Source organism: Kitasatospora sp. NPDC057738 (assembly GCF_042798815.1).
Lineage (GTDB): Bacteria > Actinomycetota > Actinomycetes > Streptomycetales > Streptomycetaceae > Kitasatospora > Kitasatospora lactacystinica.
The window spans coordinates 78,632-96,843 of record NZ_JBHVJT010000008.1 but is presented as its reverse complement, the minus strand read 5'-3'; the positions used below and the strand labels follow the sequence as shown (position 1 = coordinate 96,843).

Sequence of the window (18,212 nt, the reverse complement as noted above, 5' to 3'; positions counted from 1 at the left end):
GTCCCGTGTTCACCGTTCATCCTCCTCCCCCTTCCCCCCCCCCCGCCGTGCGGCCCCCGGCCTCCCGGCGCGCAGTCCGCCCGGGGACGGGCGGGCTGGCCGGCCTTCGCACCGTCCCCCCGTGTCACCCCCACGGCGCCGCCACGAAGCCCCGTACGGCGCCCGCGCGGTCCTGTGCCGCCCGCCCCGCGATCGCTCGGCGATCAACAGTCTGACCAGTCCGACAACACTCCCGGCCGTGAGGACCGTCGTACCCTTGGGGGGTGACCGACGCCGTAGCAGCCATCCCAGAAGAAGCAGCCCCGGTCCCGCTCCTCGAACCGAAGGACGGGATCCCACCCGTGGTGGCGGACGACCGGGCGCTGGCCGCCGTCGTCGCCGCCTTCGCGGGGGGCACCGGACCGGTGGCCGTCGATGCCGAACGGGCCTCCGGCTACCGCTACGGGCAGCGCGCCTACCTCATCCAGCTGCGCCGCGAGGGTTCCGGCTCCGCCCTGATCGACCCGATCGCCTGCCCGGACCTCAGTGAGCTCGGCCGGGCCGTCGAGGACGCCGAATGGGTGGTCCACGCGGCCAGCCAGGACCTGCCCTGCCTCGCCGAGGTCGGCATGAGACCCCGGCGCCTCTTCGACACCGAGCTGGCCGGGCGGATCGCCGGCTTCGCCCGGGTCGGCCTCGGGCCGATGACCGAGAACGTGCTCGGGCTGAGCCTCGCCAAGGAGCACTCCGCGGTCGACTGGTCCACCCGCCCGCTGCCCGAGCCGTGGCTGCGCTACGCCGCTCTGGACGTCGAGGTGCTGGTCGAGCTGCGCGACGCACTCGAACGGGAGCTGGACGCCCAGGGCAAGCTCGGCTGGGCGATGGAGGAGTTCGCCTCGATCGCCGCCGCGCCCCGCCCGGCCCCGCGCACCGACCCGTGGCGCCGCACCTCCCAGCTGCACAAGGTCCGCCGCCGCCGTCAGCTGGCCGTGGTGCGCGAGATGTGGCTCGCCCGCGACCGGATGGCGCAGGACCGCGACGTCTCCCCCGGCCGGGTGCTCGCGGACGCGGCGATCGTCAACGCCGCACTTGCCATGCCGCTGAACATCGCCTCCCTGCAGGCCGTCCAGGGCTTCGGCCCCCGGGTGCACCGGCGCCAGCTGGAGCAGTGGCTGGCGGCCGTGCAGCGCGGCCGGGAGGTCCCGGAGAACCTGCTGCCGCCGGCCACCGCGCCGCACGAGGGGCCGCCGCCGCCGCGGGCCTGGGCCGAGAAGGACCCGGTGGCCGCCGCCCGGCTCTCCGGCGCGCGCAGCGCGATCGGCGAGCTGGCCGAGCGCCACCACCTGCCGGCCGAGAACCTGATCACCCCGGACCTGGTCCGGCGGGTCTCCTGGCAACCGCCGGCCGACCCGGGCCCGGAGGGCGTGGCCGCCGCACTGCGCGGGCTCGGCGCCCGGCAGTGGCAGGTGGACCTGGTGGCGCCGGCGGTGGCCGCCGCCTTCGCCGCGGCGGTCGTCGCCCAGGACTGATCACGGCGCGGGGCCGGTCGGGGCCGATGTCCCGTGGCCCATGGCCGCGCGGGGCCGGTCGGGCCGGGGTCCGACCGGCGTTCGGGCCGGTCGCGGTCCGGGCCGATCCGGCAACACGGGAAGGGGATGTCGTCCGTACGGGCGACATCCCCTTCGCCGTACCCGGGAACGGCGCTCCTGGTCGGACGGCCGGGGAACGTGTCGGGAGACACATGGTCAGATCCCTCCGAGGGGCCTGGGCAGGTTGGTTACCGGCGGGTAGCATGGCCGTGATGCGGCGCCGCTCGGGTCTTCGACGGCGGCAGCCCGCCCACCTAAATGTTGGTCCCTGGGAGGAGAGCCCCCGTGCCTCGTACCGCGAGGGACGTCGTCTTCGTCGATGGCGTCCGCACCCCGTTCGGCAAGGCCGGCCCGAAGGGCATCTACCACGAGACGCGCGCCGACGACCTGGTCGTCAAGTGCATCCGGGAGCTCGTGCGCCGTAACCCGAACCTGCCCGTCGAGCGCATCGACGAGGTCGCCGTCGCGGCCACCACGCAGATCGGCGACCAGGGTCTGACCATCGGGCGCACCGCCGCCCTGCTGTCCGGCCTGCCGAAGTCCGTGCCCGGCTACTCGATCGACCGCATGTGCGCCGGCGCGCTGACCGCCGTGACCGCCACCGCGGGCGGCATCGCCTTCGGCGCGTACGACGTGGTCGTGGCCGGCGGCGTCGAGCACATGGGCCGCCACCCCATGGGCGAGGGCGTCGACCCGAACCCGCGCTTCGTCTCCGAGAAGCTGGTCGACGAGTCCGCCCTGTTCATGGGCATGACCGCGGAGAACCTGCACGACCGGTTCCCGCACCTGACCAAGGAGCGCTGCGACGCCTACGCCGTGCGCTCGCAGGAGAAGGCCGCCAAGGCGTACGCCAACGGCGACATCCAGCCCGACCTGGTGCCGATCACGATCCGCAACACCAACCCCGAGGTCGGCGAGACCGGCTGGGGCCTGGCCACCGTGGACGAGCCGATGCGCCCGGGCACCACGATGGAGAACCTGGCGGGCCTCAAGACCCCGTTCCGCCCGCACGGCAACATCACCGCGGGCAACTCGGCCGGTCTGAACGACGGTGCCACCGCCTCGCTGCTGGCCGCCGAGGACGTCGCCGAGGAGCTCGGCCTCCCGGTGAAGATGCGCCTGGTCTCGTTCGCCTTCGCGGGCGTCGAGCCCGAGGTCATGGGCGTCGGCCCGGTGCCGGCCACCGAGAAGGCGCTGGCCAAGGCCGGTCTGACCATCGACGACATCCAGGCCTTCGAGGTCAACGAGGCCTTCGCCGTCCAGGTCCTGGCCTTCCTGGACCACTTCGGCATCGCGGACGACGACGAGCGGGTCAACCCGTACGGCGGCGCGATCGCCTTCGGCCACCCGCTGGCCTCCTCCGGCGTGCGCCTGATGAACCAGCTGGCCCGCCGCTTCGAGCAGCGCCCGGAGGTCCGCTACGGCCTCACCACGATGTGCATCGGCTTCGGCATGGGCGGCACGATCATCTGGGAGAACCCGCATTGGAGCGGAGCGGAAACGTCGTCTCAGGTCGAGGGTGGTAAGTGACCATGGCCAACACCACTGAGCTGCTGACCCGCGGCGCCGAGCTCTTCCCGGGCGAGGTCGTCACGACCGCGCACGTCCGCCACCTCGACCTGCCGCTGCAGGCCGGCCGGCTGGCCCTGATCACCCTGGACAACGGCTTCGACCACACCAAGCCGACCACCTTCGGCCCGGGCTCGCTGCTCAAGCTGAACGAGGCGCTGGACCAGGTCGAGGCCGAGGCCGCCGAGGGCGCGATCGTCGGTGCCGCGATCACCGGCAAGCCGTTCATCTTCGCGGTCGGCGCCGACCTCAAGGGCGTCGAGCTGCTCACGGAGCACGCGGACGCGCTGGCCATCGGCAAGGGCGGCCACGACGTCTTCAAGCGGATCGCCTCGCTGCCCGTCCCCACCTTCGCCTTCTACAACGGCGCGGCGATGGGCGGCGGCGTCGAGGTCGGCCTGCACTGCGACTACCGCACGGTGTCGGCGGGCGTCCCGGCCTTCTCGCTGCCCGAGGTCTTCCTCGGCCTCGTCCCCGGCTGGGGCGGCTGCACCATCCTGCCGAACCTGGTGGGTGCCGGTAACGCCGTCAAGGTCATCATCGAGAACTCGATGAACCAGAACAAGCAGCTCAAGGGCAAGGACGTGTTCGAGCTGGGGATCGCCGACGCGATCTTCGAGCCGGCCGACTTCCTGGAGCAGTCGCTGCTCTGGGCCGCCAAGGTCCTCAAGGGCGACGTCGTCGTCGAGCGCGAGGCGATCGACCGCGGCAAGGCCTGGGACGACGCCGTCCTCTGGGGCCGCATGGTCGCCGACGCCAAGGTGCACGGCGCCGCTCCGGCCGCCTACCGGGCGCTGGACATCATCGCCGCCGCCAAGGACTTCGACCTCGCCGACAAGGCCAGCCTGCAGGCCGGCTTCGACGCCGAGGACACGGCCCTGGCCGACCTCATCATGAGCGGCGAGCTGCGCAGCGGCATCTACGCCTTCAACCTGGTGCAGCGCCGGGCCAAGCGCCCGGTCGGCGCGCCGGACAAGTCGCTGGCCCGCCCGGTCACCAAGGTCGGCGTCGTCGGCGCCGGTCTGATGGCCTCGCAGCTGGCGCTGCTGTTCGCCCGCCGTCTGGAGGTGCCGGTGGTCCTCACCGACATCGACCAGGCGCGCGTCGACAAGGGCGTCGGCTACGTCCACGCCGAGATCGACAAGCTGCTCGGCAAGGGCCGGATCAGCCAGGACAAGGCCAACCGCCTCAAGGGCCTGGTCTCCGGCTCGCTGGACAAGGCCGCCGCCTTCGGCGACGCGGACTTCGTCATCGAGGCCGTGTTCGAGGAGATGGGCGTCAAGCAGGCCGTCTTCGCGGACCTGGAGAACGTGGTCTCGCCGACCTGCGTGCTGGCGACCAACACCTCCTCGTTGTCGGTCACCGAGATGGCCTCGAAGCTGAAGCACCCCGAGCGGGTCGTCGGCTTCCACTTCTTCAACCCGGTCGCGATCCTGCCGCTGCTGGAGATCGTCCGCGGCGACAGCACCGACGACGCCGCGCTGGCCACCGCCTTCGCCGTGTCGAAGAAGCTGAAGAAGACCTCGGTGCTCTGCAAGGACGCCCCGGCGTTCGTGGTGAACCGGATCCTGACCCGCTTCATGGGCGAGATCCAGGGCATCATCGACGAGGGCACCCCGATCGCCGACGTCGAGAAGGCCGTCGAGCCGCTCGGCCTGCCGATGTCCCCGATCGTGCTGCTGGAGCTGGTCGGCCCGGCCATCGCCCTGCACGTCTCGGAGACCCTGCACGGCGCCTTCCCGGAGCGGTTCACCGTCTCCGAGAACCTCGCCAAGGTGGTCAAGGCCGGCAAGCGCGGCTTCTACACCTGGACGGACGGGCAGCAGGTCCTCGACCCCGAGGTGCTGGAGCTGCTGTCCTTCGGCGACTCGGTGCTCACCGAGGAGCAGGTCCGCGCCCGCGCCCTGGAGGCCGTGGCGCAGGAGATCGGTCTGATGCTGGAGGAGGGTGTCGTCGCCGAGGCGCAGGACATCGACCTCTGCATGATCACCGGTGCCGGCTGGCCCTTCCACCTGGGCGGGATCACCCCGTACCTGGACCGTGAGGGCGTCTCGGAGCGGGTGAACGGCAAGACCTTCCTCGCCCCCGGCGTGGCCTCGGTGCCCGCCTAGGCACGGCCCGTACCCGGAACACGGAGGAGCCCCGGTGACCAGCTGGTCACCGGGGCTCCTCGGTGTGTACGGGGTTGCCGCCCGAGCACGGCCGTGTGCAGGTTGCCCCCGAGCACGGGCCGTGTACGGGGTTGCCTCCGGAACGTGGGGCTGTGCACGGCGCCGTCGTCGGAACGGGTGTGTACGGCGTTGCCGCGCGGAACGGGTGTGGACAGCGCTGCCGCCCCGCCGGCCCGGACGCGGGCGTCTCAGTGCTTGAGGCGGTAGACCACGGTGTCGGCGAAGACGCCGACCATCTCGTAGTGGGTGTCCAGCAGGTTCTCCATCCGGGGGATCATGACCGGCTGGTACGGGGCGATGCCGGAGTCGTCGACCACGACCTCGGGCAGGCCGTTGGCGAGGTCCTTGTCGAAGGTCTGCCAGGCGTTGGCGACGCTGAACTGCTCGCCGACGTTCTGGTTGCCGTCCTTGCCGCCGCTGTAGTTGGTGAGGAAGCCCGCGGTCAGGTAGCGGGTGGCGGGCTTGCGGTCGGCCAGCCAGTACAGCTCGGGGTGCATGCCCCAGACCAGCACGGTGTCCTTGGGGGTGGTCTGGGCGGCGACGGCGGTGGCGACCTCGGTGGTGCGGTTGAGCCGCTCCCCCGGCCAGGCCAGTGCCAGGCTCCAGAACACCGTGGCGGCGACCGTGGTGTACGCCAGGACGGGCTTCCAGCGGATCGCCGAGGTGGCGACCGCCCCGGTGCCCAGCAGCACCAGCGGCGGCATCAGCTGGAGGTAGTAGTGGCCGAAGAAGTGGAAGCCCACGCTGACCGCGACCACCGAGGAGAGCAGCCAGACCCACAGATCGGTGGTCGAGCCGTGCTCCTCGCCGGCCACCGGCAGCGGGCGGTGGCGGTACTTGAGCCAGAGCCTGCGCCCGACCGGGAGCAGGAAGCCCAGGCCGGCCCCGACCAGGATGGCCGAGTTGCCGAGGGCCCGGCCGAGCATCTGGAGCCAGGCGCCGCCGAAGGAGGCGTAGTCGCCGCTGCCGGTGACCACCCAGAAGAGGAAGCCCTTGGGCTTGGTGAGGATCACCGCGACCAGCGCTATCGGCAGGGTGAAGCCGAACCCGATCTTGAACAGCGCGGGCGGCCAGCGCACCCCGCGCCGGCGGGTGTCCTGGAAGAGCATCCAGAGCACCGGCAGCAGCACCGCGCCGCCGGTCTGCTTGGTCAGTGAGCACAGGGCGACCGCGATGCCCGCGGCCAGCCAGCGGCGCCGTTCGGCGTACCGGAAGGCGGCCACCATGGCGGGCAGCATGAAGACCTCGAAGGTCGCCGCCTGGGTGTCCTCCGGGGAGAGCCCGATGGAGACCAGCAGGTAGAGCAGCCCGGCCCCGGCCCCGGCCCGGTTGCCCCAGCGGCCGCGGGCGATCGAGGCCAGCAGGATCGCCGTGACCAGGTGGGCCACCACCGCCAGGGTGCGCAGCGGCCAGAGCGAGGCGGAGCCGAAGACCGCGAAGCAGGCCTGGTAGAGCCAGGGCAGCAGCGGGGGCTTGCGGTCCACCACGGTGTCGTACAGCACGCCGCCGTCCGCCAGCATCCGGGCCTGGGTCGCCAGGAAGCCCTCGTCCGGGCTCCAGACGGGCCGGGCGAAGGAGGGGATGTGGGTGACCAGCGCGACCAGCGCGAGCACCGGCACCAGCCTGGTCCAGTACCCGGTCAGCAGACGGGTACGGACGCGCTCGGGCAGGCGCTCGGCCAGTCCGATGAGGCGGAGGCGGGTGGGGGTCGGCACGGATGACAACCTACCGGGCGGGATCGGCGCCGATGGCGCCGGTCCCGCCTTTCAGTGCGATTGTCAGCTTGTTCCGTGACGAACTGTTACGGAGTTACGACAAATGGTCGTCAACGGAACGGGGACCGCTCCGCCCGGACGGCCTCCGGTCAGGCCTCGACCGGCGCCGCGTCCAGCTTGGCGACCAGCGCGGTCACCTTTCGGGCGATGTCCGGGGCGTTCAGGCCGATCTCGGCCAGGATCTCGGCCCGGCTGGCGTGGTCCAGGAACTCCTGCGGGATGCCGAAGTCGCGCACCGGCAGGTCCACGTCCGCGTCCCGCAGCGCCTGCGCCACGGCCGCGCCGACGCCGCCCACCCGGCCGTTGTCCTCGATGGTGACGACCACCCGGTGCTCGGCCGCCAGGCCCGGCAGGGCCCGGTCCACCGGCTTGACCCAGCGCGGGTCCACCACGGTGGCGGTGATGCCCCGGGCGGCCAGCAGGTCGGCGACCTCCAGGCTGGTGGGGGCCATCGCACCGACCGAGACGATCAGCACGTCGGCGCGGTGGGCGCCGGAGGGCTCCTCGGCGGCGCGCAGCACGTCCATGCCGCCGATCCGGCCGACCGCGGGGACGGCCGGGCCGACCGTGCCCTTGGAGTAGCGGACCACGGTCGGGGCGTCCTTGACCTCGACGGCCTCGCGCAGCTGGGCGCGGACCTGCTCGGCGTCGCGCGGGGCGGCCAGCCGCAGGGACGGGATGAGCTGCAGCATCGACATGTCCCACATGCCGTTGTGCGAGGCCCCGTCGTCGCCGGTGACGCCGGCCCGGTCCAGGACGAAGGTGACGCCCAGCCTGTGCAGGGCGACGTCCATCAGGACCTGGTCGAAGGCGCGGTTGAGGAAGGTCGCGTAGACCGCGAACACCGGGTGCAGGCCGTTGGTGGCCAGGCCGGCCGCGCTGGTGACGGCGTGCTGCTCGGCGATGCCGACGTCGAAGATGCGGTCCGGGAAGGCCTCGGCGAACGGGGCCAGGCCCACCGGGTGGAGCATGGCGGCGGTGATGCCGACGATGTCCTCGCGCTCGTGGCCGAGCGCGACCATCTCCTCGGCGAAGACCGAGGTCCAGCTCCGCCCGCCGCCGCTCTGGATCGGCAGGCCGGTCTCCGGGTGGATCTTGCCGACCGCGTGGAAGCGGTCCTCGTCGTTGTTCTCGGCGGCGTGGTAGCCGCGGCCCTTCTCGGTGAGGCAGTGCACGATCACCGGGCCGCCGAAGCCGCGCGCCTTGGTCAGCGCGGACTCCAGGGCGGTCATGTCGTGGCCGTCGATCGGGCCGATGTACTTGAGGCCGAGGTCCTCGAACATGCCCTGCGGGGCGATGAAGTCCTTGAGGCCCTTCTTGGCGCCGTGCAGCGTCTCGAACAGCTGCTGGCCGACCACCGGGGTGCGCTGGAGCGCGTCCTTGCCCCAGGACAGGAACCGCTCGTAGCCCTGGGTGGTGCGCAGGGTGGCGAGGTGGTTGGCCAGGCCGCCGATGGTCGGCGAGTACGAGCGCTCGTTGTCGTTGACGACGATGACGAGCGGGCGGTCCTCGGCGTCGGCGATGTTGTTCAGCGCCTCCCAGGCCATGCCGCCGGTGAGCGCGCCGTCACCGATGACGGCGACGACCGGGTCGTTCTTGCCCAGGATCTGGTTGGCCTTGGCCAGGCCGTCGGCGTAGGAGAGGACGGTGGAGGCGTGCGAGTTCTCGATCACGTCGTGCTCGGACTCGGCGCGGGACGGGTAGCCGGACAGGCCGCCCTTCATCCGCAGCCGGGAGAAGTCCTGGCGGCCGGTGAGCAGCTTGTGGACGTAGCTCTGGTGGCCGGTGTCGAAGAGGATGCGGTCGCGCGGCGAGTCGAAGACCCGGTGCAGCGCGATGGTCAGCTCCACCACGCCGAGGTTGGGCCCGAGGTGGCCACCCGTCTTGGAGACCTCGGTCACCAGGAAGGTCCGGATCTCCTGGGCCAGTGCGGCCAGCTGTCCGGGCGTGAGCCGGTCGAGATCGCGCGGTCCCCGAATGCGGGTCAGCAGGGCCACCCGTTCCTCCTCGTTCAGTGTTCGCGGACCACGGAAAGCGACGGGCGTCGCTGCCCGGTCCGGTGCCACGCCGGCGGTCCCGGCCGGGGCCGACCGGTCGAGTCTAATGTCCGCCTCCCGGACGCCGAGCGGCGCGCCCGGTGCCACCGTTCCTTACCGCCATTCCGGGAGGTCGGGCGGGGGAGGCGGGTCACGCCGGATTGACGCACTGGCGTTCGACCATGCTTATCCGGGCGGAGCCGACCGTTCGGGACGGGACGTTCGGGACGCCCCCGTCCGCGGTGCGCCGGCCGCGGTGCGCCAGCCGTGGTGCGCCAACCGCGGTGCGCCGGCCGTGGTGCGCCGGCCTGCGGCGTCAGGCGCGGCCGAGCGCGCCGGACTCCCCCATCTCGCTCATCACCAGGGCCAGCGCCCCGAGCACCTCGGCCCGGCCGCCGAGCGTGCCGGGGACGACCGAGAGCTGACGGGCGGCGCTCGGGATCGCGTAGCGGGCCACCGAGTCGCGGATCGGGGCGAGCACCAGCTCGCCGGCCTCGGCGAGGTCCCCGCCGAGGATCACCCGGCGCGGGTTGAGCAGGTTGCACAGGGTGGCGACGCCGGTGCCGATCTGCCGGCCCGCGTCGGCGATCACCCGGCGGCAGCCGAGGTCGCCCTGCTGGGCCAGCTCGACCACCCGGGGCAGGCTGAGGTCCGGGCCGAGGGTGGGGACGAGCAGCGAGAGCAGGTAGCGGGAGCCGACGAAGGTCTCCAGGCAGCCGCGGTTGCCGCAGCGGCAGACCGGCCCGGCCTCGTCCAGGGTGATGTGCCCGATCTCACCCGCGGTGCCGCCCGGCCCGCGGTAGATCTGCCCGTTCACCACCAGCCCGGCGCCGACGCCGCTGGCGACCTTGATGTAGGCGAGGTCGCTCAGCCCGCGGCCGGCGCCCCAGACCAGCTCGCCGAGCGCGCCCAGGTTGGCGTCGTTGTCCACGTGCACCGGCATGCCGAGCCGCTCGGTCAGCTCCCGGCCCGGGGCGATGCCCGTCCAGCCGGGCAGGATCGCGGTGGAGCCGAGCGCGCCGGTCTCCACGTCGATCGGGCCGGGCACGCCGAGGCCGACGCCGATCACCTTGTCGGGGCGGAACCCGGCCTGCGCCAGCAGTCGCTCGACCATCGCCTCGGCGCGGTCGAAGCCCTGCTGGGCGGAGACGTCGACGTCGATCGGGGCGCTCTCCTCGGCCAGCACCCGGTGGGCCAGGTTGCCGACCGCGACGCGCAGGTGGGTGTGGCCGAAGTCGATGCCGACCACGATGCCGGCGTCCCCGCTGAGCGAGACGCTGCGCGCGCGGCGGCCGCCGGAGGAGGTGTCGGCGACCACGACGGTGCCGCTCTCCTTCAACTCCCGCACGATGTTGGACACGGTGGCCGCGGACAGTCCGGTGCCGCGGGCGATCTCGGCCTGGGTCAGCGAGCCGGCCATCCGCACCGCGCGGAGCACCCGTTCCAGGTTCGCCCGGTGCAGCGACGACTGCGAGCCCGGTGTGTCCGTCGACATGATCCACCCTCCCAGGGCGGGGACCCCTCCGCCGGGCGTCCCCTTCAACTCCTGAAGGGTACGGCCCGGGGGCCCGGGCAGGGGTCCCGGCCGGTGGTCCCGGCCGGGGCGGGAGGGGCCCCGGGCGCGGACGGCGGCCGACCGGCGCGGACCGGAGCGCCGGGGCGCGGGCGTGGGGGCGCGGTGATCGGGGGGTGAAGGTGTTGCGAGGCCTGGACCTGCGGAGACGGGGATCGGCTGTCCTGGCGGCGGCCGAAAACGACACACCACTAGCATGGTGCCCAATTCTCACCCGTCCCCTCGGAGCCGTGGACGGCACCGGCAAGGGGACGCTTCCAGACATGACGGGGAATCAGATGGCAGGGGATCACCCTACGCCGGGGGCAGGCGAAACGCCCGGCAACGGTCCGCAGGACAACCGGGGCGTCTCGTTCGGGCGCCCGCCGGGCGGCGGTGTGGATCCGGCCGCCGTCGCGGACCAGATGACGCAGCTCGACGGCGCGGCCGTCCCGGGCCCGGCCGCGCCCGCGGGCCCGCCGCCCGCCCAACCGCCGGCACCGCCCGCGCAGCCGCCCGCCGGCAGCCCGGAGTACGCGGCGTACGCGCCGACCGCGGCCGGGTTCCCCAGCCAGGCCCCGCCGCCGCCCGGCGCCGCCCCGCTCGGCCCGTACGACCCGGTCCCCGGTTCCCCGTACGGCGCCCCGAACGCCGGGCAGGCCTACAACACCGGCGGCTACAACTACCCGCAGCAGCAACAGCAGCCCGGGTACAGCTACCCCGTCGCGCCCGTCCCGCCCAAGCAGCGCAACCCCGTGATGCTGTGGGGCGGGATCATCGGCGGTGTGCTGGCGATCTCGATCGTGGTCGCCCTGGTCGTCCTGCTCAAGGACCCCAAGCCCGACCCCGACCCGGCGCCGGGCCCGGTCGCCGCGGACAGCGGCGGCACCACCGACAACGGCGGGACCAGCAGCGGCCCGACCCCCGGCCCCGGGCCCAAGGGCGGCAGCTTCAACGTCGCCTGGAGCGTCCCCAAGCCGGCCGGCGCGGACACCTCGACCCAGCTGCTCGGCGTCTGGGGCACCGACAAGCTCGCCGTGCGCGTCGACGGTTCGGGCATCAAGGCCTACAACCTGACCGACGGCAAGGAGGCCTGGACCGTTCCCGTCCCGGCCGGCAGCAAGGAGCTGTGCACCGCCTCCTACGGCGCCAACTCCAAGGGCGTCGCCGCCGTCTCCTTCAACACCGGTGACAGCGACTGCTCCACCGTCGGCGCCGTCGACCTGACCCAGGGCAAGCTGCTCTGGAGCGTCAAGGTCTCGGCCGACCGGATGTCCTCGCCGACCCTCAGCGTCACCGAGAACGTGGTCGCCGTCGGCGGCAACATGGTCGGCGCCCTGAACATCGCCAACGGCCAGCCGGCCTGGCAGTTCCAGCCGCGCGACAAGGACTGCTCGGTGCGCGGCAAGGCGGCCGGCGTCCAGATCGCGGTCAGCGACCGCTGCTACGGCACCACCGGCCCGAAGTCGCAGCTGGTCGTCGTCAACGCCGAGACCGGCAAGCCGACCAGCGCCCCGATCACCCTCACCGGCAGCATCGAGCAGGTCGACTCCGTCGTCCAGGACAAGCCGCTGGTGCTGCTGATGTCCAGCGGCCCGCAGGGCGACTACATCCTGCCGTTCGACAAGGACAACAAGCCGGGCAACCAGATGTCCGTCAAGGAGCCCGGTGCGGACAGCCTGCGCCTCTCCGGCCAGGACGAGGCCCTCACCCGCAACGTGGTCAGCGGCACCACGCTGTACGTCCAGGTCAGCGGCGGCAAGCCGGGCATCAACGCCTACGACCTGACCACCGGCAAGCGGCTCTGGGCGGCCACCTCCGGCTCGACGAGCAACGACATGCGCCTGGTGGCCGGGACCGACAAGGACGGCAAGGTCCGCGCGGTCGTCGACCAGGGCTACAACAAGCCGGCTCGGCTGGTGACGCTCTCGCCGACCGACGGCTCGCTGTCCGACCTCGGCACCATGACCATGCCGAGCAGCATGGGCATCGGCAGCAGCAGCTCCGAGTACCTGATCTCGGACGACGGCGCCGCGGTCTACGCGTTCCGCCGCTTCAGCGCCAGCGACGGTCCGCTGACCAAGTGGAAGAAGTGACGCCGGGCCGACGAACCGACCGGCGACCGACCGGCGACCCGGGTGGACCGGGTGGGTTGGGTGGACCGGGGTGACGGCCGGGTGACGACCGGGGCATGACCCCTCGTCGCGGGCCAAGGGGGGGGGGGGGGGGAGGGGGGAGCGACCAAGGCCCCCCCCCCCCCCATCTTTTCGCCCCCACACCCCCCCCGCCCTCGACGAGTACCGGGCTGATCGCCCGGGCCCGCCCCGCCCGCGATTTTTCGGCCGCCCCGTCCGTTGGACGTGCGAGGATTCGGAGCATCAGTCTGACAAAGGAGTGCAGCGAGTGCCCGGCACAAACCTGACCCGTGAGGAGGCCCGCACCCGGGCCGACCTCCTCCACGTGGACGCGTACGACATCGAGCTCGACCTCGGTTCGGCCCGTGAAGGCGGTACCTTCCGGTCCACCACCGTGGTCCGGTTCACCGCCACCACCCCCGGCGCGGAGACCTTCATCGACCTCGTCGCCCCGAGCGTCGAGGAGGTCGTCCTCAACGGCGTGCGGCTCGACCCGGCGAGCTTCGCCGACAGCCGCATCCCGCTGCCGGGCCTGGCGGCCGAGAACGAGCTGCGGGTCGTCGCGAACTGCGAGTACACCAACACCGGTGAGGGCCTGCACCGGTTCGTCGACCCGGTCGACGGCGAGACCTACCTGTACACCCAGTTCGAGGTGCCGGACGCGCGCCGGGTCTTCGCCAACTTCGAGCAGCCCGACCTGAAGGCCGCGTTCGCGTTCACCGTGACCGCGCCGAACGGCTGGGTCGTGGTCTCCAACTCGCCGACCCCGGAACCGGTCGGCGAGGGCGACACCCGGGTCTGGACCTTCGAGCCCACCGGCCGGATCTCCAGCTACATCACCGCGCTCGTCGCCGGCCCGTACGTCGGGGTCTTCGACACCTACGAGAACGGCGAGCAGAAGGTGCCGCTGGGCGTCTACTGCCGGCCCTCGCTGCGCGAGTTCCTGGACCCGGAGGCCGTCTTCGAGGTCACCAAGCAGGGCTTCGACTACTTCCAGGAGAAGTTCGACTTCCCGTACCCGTTCGCCAAGTACGACCAGCTCTTCGTCCCGGAGTTCAACGCCGGCGCGATGGAGAACGCGGGCGCCGTCACCCTGCGCGACCAGTACGTGTTCCGCTCCAAGGTCACCGACGCCGCCTACGAGGCCCGCGCCGCGACGATCCTGCACGAGCTCGCCCACATGTGGTTCGGCGACCTCGTCACCATGGAGTGGTGGAACGACCTCTGGCTGAACGAGTCCTTCGCGACCTACGCCGAGGCGGTCTGCCAGGCCGAGGCCCCCGGCTCCAAGTGGCCGCACTCCTGGACCACCTTCGCCAACCAGATGAAGACCTGGGCGTACCGGCAGGACCAGCTGCCGTCCACCCACCCGATCATGGCGGAGATCAACGACCTGGAGGACGTCCAGGTCAACTTCGACGGCATCACCTACGCCAAGGGCGCCTCGGTGCTCAAGCAGCTGGTGGCGTACGTCGGCCAGGACGCCTTCTTCCAGGGCGTGCAGGCGTACTTCAAGCGCCACGCCTGGGGCAACACCCGGCTCAGCGACCTGCTCGGCGCCCTGGAGGAGGCCAGCGGCCGCGACCTCAAGGCCTGGTCCAAGGCCTGGCTGGAGACCGCCGGCATCAACGTGCTGCGGCCCTCGATCACGGTGAACACCGACGGCGACATCGAGTCCTTCGCGGTGCTCCAGGAGGCCCCCGCGCTGCCCGCCGGCGCCAAGGGCGAGGCCGTGCTGCGGCCGCACCGCATCGCGATCGGCCTGTACGAGCTGAACGGCGACGCGCTGGTGCGCACCGACCGGATCGAGCTGGACGTCGACGGCCCGCGCACCGAGGTGCCGGAGCTGGTCGGCCGCCACCGCCCGGCCGTCGTGCTGCTGAACGACGACGACCTCTCGTACGCCAAGATCCGGCTCGACGAGGACTCGCTGGCCGTCGTCACCGAGCACCTCGGCGCCTTCGTCGACTCGCTGCCGCGCGCGCTGTGCTGGGCCTCCGCCTGGGACATGACCCGCGACGGCGAGCTGGCCGCCCGCGACTACCTGGCGCTGGCGCTGTCCGGCATCGGGCGCGAGAGCGACATCGGCGTGGTGCAGTCCGTGCACCGCCAGGTCAAGCTCGCCCTCGACGCCTACACCGACCCGCAGTGGCGCGAGCAGGGCCTCGACCGCTGGGCCGCCGCCGCGGAGGAGCACCTGCGCGCCGCCGAGCCCGGCAGCGACCACCAGCTGGCCTGGGCCCGCGCCCTCGCCTCGGTCGCCCGTACGGACGGTCAGCTGGGCCTGCTCGCCGGGCTGCTGGACGGCTCGGTCGAGATCAAGGGCCTCGCGGTCGACACCGAGCTGCGCTGGACCCTGCTGATGCGCCTCGCCGCCACCGGCCGGGCCGACGAGGCCGCCATCGCCGCCGAGCTGCAGCGGGACAACACCGCGGCCGGCCAGGAGCACGCGGCCACCTGCCGTGCCGCCCGGCCGACCGCCGAGGCCAAGGCGCAGGCCTGGGCGTCGGTGGTGGAGTCCGACAAGCTGACGAACTATGTGCAGGAGGCCGTCATCGCCGGCTTCCAGCAGTCCGACCAGCGCGAGCTGCTCGCGCCGTACGCGGCGAAGTACTTCGCGGCGGTCAAGGGCGTCTGGGAGACCCGCAGCCACGAGATCTCGCAGCAGATCATCGTCGGGCTGTACCCGGGCCTGCAGGTGACGGCCGCGACCCTGGAGGCCACGGACGCGTGGCTGGCCTCGGCCGAGCCGGCGCCGGCGCTGCGGCGCCAGGTCGTCGAGGCGCGGGCGGGCGTCGAGCGCGCCCTCAAGGCCCAGGACGCCGACCGTGCGGCGGGGGCCCGCTGACGGTGCGCGAACAGCCGAAGGGGCGCCGGACGGGATCGTCCGGCGCCCCTTCGGGGTCGTGCGGGTCCTGGTGGACGTCGTGCGCGTCCCGGTGGACGCGGCGCTCGCCTCTACGAGGAGCTAGTTCTTCTTGGCCTTGCTGCCGTACGGCAGAGCGGCCAGGGCGGCGATGATCGCGAAGGAGACGAGCGGGACCACCACGTACAGGCCGATGGTCTCACCGACACTCAGGCCGGAACCCGGGTCGTCACCGTCGTCCCTGGTGAAGGCCATGGCGGGCGACGACAGCAGCATCATCAGCGTGACCGTTGCGCAGACCGCGCCGGCTCGCAAAGCGTTCCTCTTGTCCACGTTTCCAACTTACCCGCCGCTTACGGGACGGCGCGCGTCGGGGTCCGCCTGACGGAGTCGGGCAGGAAGTCGGGCACGGCGAGCAGCTGGGCCAGCAGGCCGGCGGCGGGGGCGGTGGCGAGGCGTTCCAGGGTGACCGGCCCGCCGGAGCCGTCGGCGACCGGCAGGCGCCAGTTCGGATACTGGTCCCAGGTGCCGGGCAGGTTCTGCGGGCGCGGGTCGCCGACCAGGTCCGGCAGCCAGACCCCGACCAGCTCCGCCGGGGTGGCCCGCAGGAAGCGGTACAGCACCGGCATCGTCAGCGGCTCGTCCGGGCCCAGCAGCCCCAGCCCGGCCAGCTCGGCCCGCCAGTCCGCCAGCTCCGCCGCCGCCTGCTCCTGCTCCTCCCCCAGCGGCCGGGCCAGCAGGCCCAGCCGGTGCCGCAGCTCGACGTGCTCGCCGGAGAGCCGGGCCGCGGTGCTGGGCAGGTCGTGGGTGGTGAGGGTGGCCAGGCAGCCCGGCCGCCAGCGGTCCGGGCCGAGGATCGCGCCGCCGGCCTGCCAGTCCCGCTCGAACCAGAGCACGGACGTGCCCAGCACCCCGCGCTCCGCCAGCTCCTCCCGCACGCCCGGCTCCACCGTGCCGAGGTCCTCGCCGATCACCGCCGTACCGGCCCGGTGCGCCTCCAGCGCCAGCACGCCGAGCATCGCCTCCGCGTCGTAGCGCACGTACGCGCCCTCGGTCGGCGGATGGCCCTTCGGCACCCACCAGAGCCGGAACAGGCCCATGACGTGGTCGATCCGCAGCGCCCCGGCGTGCCGGGCGGTGGCCCGCAGCAGCTCCGCGAACGGGGCGTAGCCGGCCTCGGCGAGCGCGTCCGGGCGCCAGGGCGGCAGGCCCCAGTCCTGGCCGTGGGCGTTGAAGGCGTCCGGCGGGGCGCCGACCGAGATGCCGTCGGCCAGCACGTCCTGCAGCGCCCAGGCGTCCGCGCCGTCCGGATGGACGCCCACGGCCAGGTCGTGGATCAGACCGACCGGCATGCCGGCCCCGCGGGCGGCCCGCTGGGCGTGGGCGAGCTGCTGGTCGACCTGCCAGGCGAGCCAGCGGTGGAACTCGACCCGCTCCGCGAGCTCCTTCTCCGCCTGCTCGACCTGTGGGCCGTCCGGGTGACGCAGGCCCTTCGGCCAGTGCTGCCGGTCCGGGCCGTGCTCCTCGGCGAGGGCGTTCCACAGGGCGTGCCGGCGCAGCCACTCGCCCTCACGGCGCAGGTACGCCTCGTACTCGGCCTGGCGGCCGGGGCCGCGCGGCACCTCGTGCAGCAGCTCCAGGGCCTCGCGCTTGAGCTGCCAGACGGCGTCCCGGTCGATCAGCGCGTCGTGGCCGAGGACCTCCTCGCGCAGCCGGGCGGCGCCCCGGGCCGGCTCCTCGGCCCTTCGTCGTTGCTCCGCGGTCAGGTACGCGTACTCGGGGACGTCCTCGACCCGCAGGTGCACCGGGTCGGCGAAACGGCGCGAGGACGGGCGGTACGGGGACGGGTCGGAGGGGGCGCCGGGCAGCGCCTGGTGCAGCGGATTGATCTGCACGAAGCCCGCGCCGAGGCCCGCCCCCGCCCACCGGGCCAGCTCGACCAGGTCGCCGAGGTCGCCCATGCCCCAGGAGCGCTCGGACAGCACCGAGTACAGCTGGGCGAGGAACCCCCAGCTGCGGCCGGGCAGCTGGGGCAGCCGCTCGGGGGCGACGATCAGCGCGGCCCGCGCCGTCCGTTCGCCGCTCCGCGCCGTGAGCACATGACGGCCCAGCGGCAGGTCCCCCGGCACCCAGTGCGAGTGCCCCCGCGGCAGCTCCCAGCTGCCCCCGTCCTCCAGCTCCACCCGCAGCCGGGCGTCCGCCGGCACGTCCAGCGCCGCCCGCCTCCCCTGCCGCACCACCACGCACGGCGGCAGCAACCGGGCCCGCTGCTCCGCCCGGTGACGCTCCAACGCCTCCCGCGCCTCCTGCGGCGTCCCGGCCACCACCCCCATCGCCCCCAGCACCGCGACCAGCGTCCGCGCCCCCACCGTCTGCCCGCCGGCCCCCGGGTACCGGGTGTCCACCCCGTACGCCTGCGCCAGCGCCACCAGTTCGGCGGGCGGCGGCGGAGCATCCTGCGCCGGCACCTGCTCGGCTCCGTCACTGTCGTGGTAAGCGGCCACTCGCGGCTCCTGCGATGTCTCGGCAACGCCCGGTCG

The 18,212-nt window shown here is 73.1% G+C and carries 10 protein-coding genes; 5 read left to right on the top strand and 5 right to left on the bottom strand.

The window, feature by feature from the left end; all coding sequences use genetic code 11:
- Positions 1 to 263: 263 nt before the first annotated feature.
- From ACFVGO_RS06615 to ACFVGO_RS06605, 3 genes are all read left to right on the top strand, one after another.
- On the top strand, positions 264 to 1,508 hold the full coding sequence (locus ACFVGO_RS06615; protein ID WP_359910903.1) for an HRDC domain-containing protein: 1,245 nt from the start codon (positions 264 to 266) through the stop codon (positions 1,506 to 1,508).
- A 345-nt stretch (positions 1,509 to 1,853) separates the two neighbouring features.
- A complete protein-coding gene (locus tag ACFVGO_RS06610; protein WP_359910906.1) occupies positions 1,854 to 3,098 on the top strand; it encodes an acetyl-CoA C-acyltransferase in 1,245 nt (414 codons plus the stop codon).
- Between the two features lie 2 nt (positions 3,099 to 3,100).
- Entirely contained in the window at positions 3,101 to 5,248 is a 2,148-nt protein-coding gene (locus ACFVGO_RS06605; protein ID WP_359910909.1) for a 3-hydroxyacyl-CoA dehydrogenase NAD-binding domain-containing protein, read from the top strand.
- A gap of 248 nt (positions 5,249 to 5,496) precedes the next feature.
- Here ACFVGO_RS06605 and ACFVGO_RS06600 read toward each other — a convergent pair whose 3' ends face one another.
- The 3 genes from ACFVGO_RS06600 to ACFVGO_RS06590 all read right to left on the bottom strand — a co-directional run bounded on the left by ACFVGO_RS06600 (position 5,497) and on the right by ACFVGO_RS06590 (position 10,614).
- Positions 5,497 to 7,023 carry a glycosyltransferase family 39 protein gene (locus ACFVGO_RS06600; RefSeq protein ID WP_359910912.1) on the bottom strand — a complete coding sequence of 509 codons (1,527 nt, stop codon included), beginning with the start codon at positions 7,021 to 7,023 and terminating at the stop codon, positions 5,497 to 5,499.
- A 149-nt stretch (positions 7,024 to 7,172) separates the two neighbouring features.
- Complete coding sequence (gene dxs / locus ACFVGO_RS06595; RefSeq protein WP_359910914.1) at positions 7,173 to 9,080, bottom strand: 1-deoxy-D-xylulose-5-phosphate synthase; 1,908 nt, start codon at positions 9,078 to 9,080, stop codon at positions 7,173 to 7,175.
- Positions 9,081 to 9,435: 355 nt separating this feature from the next.
- Positions 9,436 to 10,614, bottom strand: coding sequence for an ROK family transcriptional regulator (locus ACFVGO_RS06590; RefSeq protein WP_359910917.1), 1,179 nt, complete (start codon positions 10,612 to 10,614; stop codon positions 9,436 to 9,438).
- A gap of 482 nt (positions 10,615 to 11,096) precedes the next feature.
- On the opposite strand from ACFVGO_RS06590, the gene ACFVGO_RS06585 reads away from it, so the two are divergent.
- Together ACFVGO_RS06585 and pepN are read left to right on the top strand one after the other, a co-directional pair.
- Positions 11,097 to 12,767 carry a PQQ-binding-like beta-propeller repeat protein gene (locus ACFVGO_RS06585; protein ID WP_359910920.1) on the top strand — a complete coding sequence of 557 codons (1,671 nt, stop codon included), beginning with the start codon at positions 11,097 to 11,099 and terminating at the stop codon, positions 12,765 to 12,767.
- A gap of 307 nt (positions 12,768 to 13,074) precedes the next feature.
- A complete protein-coding gene (gene pepN, locus ACFVGO_RS06580) occupies positions 13,075 to 15,654 on the top strand; it encodes an aminopeptidase N (RefSeq protein ID WP_359910923.1) in 2,580 nt (859 codons plus the stop codon).
- Positions 15,655 to 15,774: 120 nt separating this feature from the next.
- On the opposite strand, the gene ACFVGO_RS06575 is transcribed toward pepN, so the two are convergent.
- Together ACFVGO_RS06575 and malQ are read right to left on the bottom strand one after the other, a co-directional pair.
- Complete coding sequence (locus tag ACFVGO_RS06575) at positions 15,775 to 16,005, bottom strand: hypothetical protein (protein WP_359910926.1); 231 nt, start codon at positions 16,003 to 16,005, stop codon at positions 15,775 to 15,777.
- 20 nt (positions 16,006 to 16,025) lie between these two features.
- A complete protein-coding gene (malQ, locus tag ACFVGO_RS06570; RefSeq protein ID WP_380630979.1) occupies positions 16,026 to 18,176 on the bottom strand; it encodes a 4-alpha-glucanotransferase in 2,151 nt (716 codons plus the stop codon).
- Positions 18,177 to 18,212: the final 36 nt, after the last annotated feature.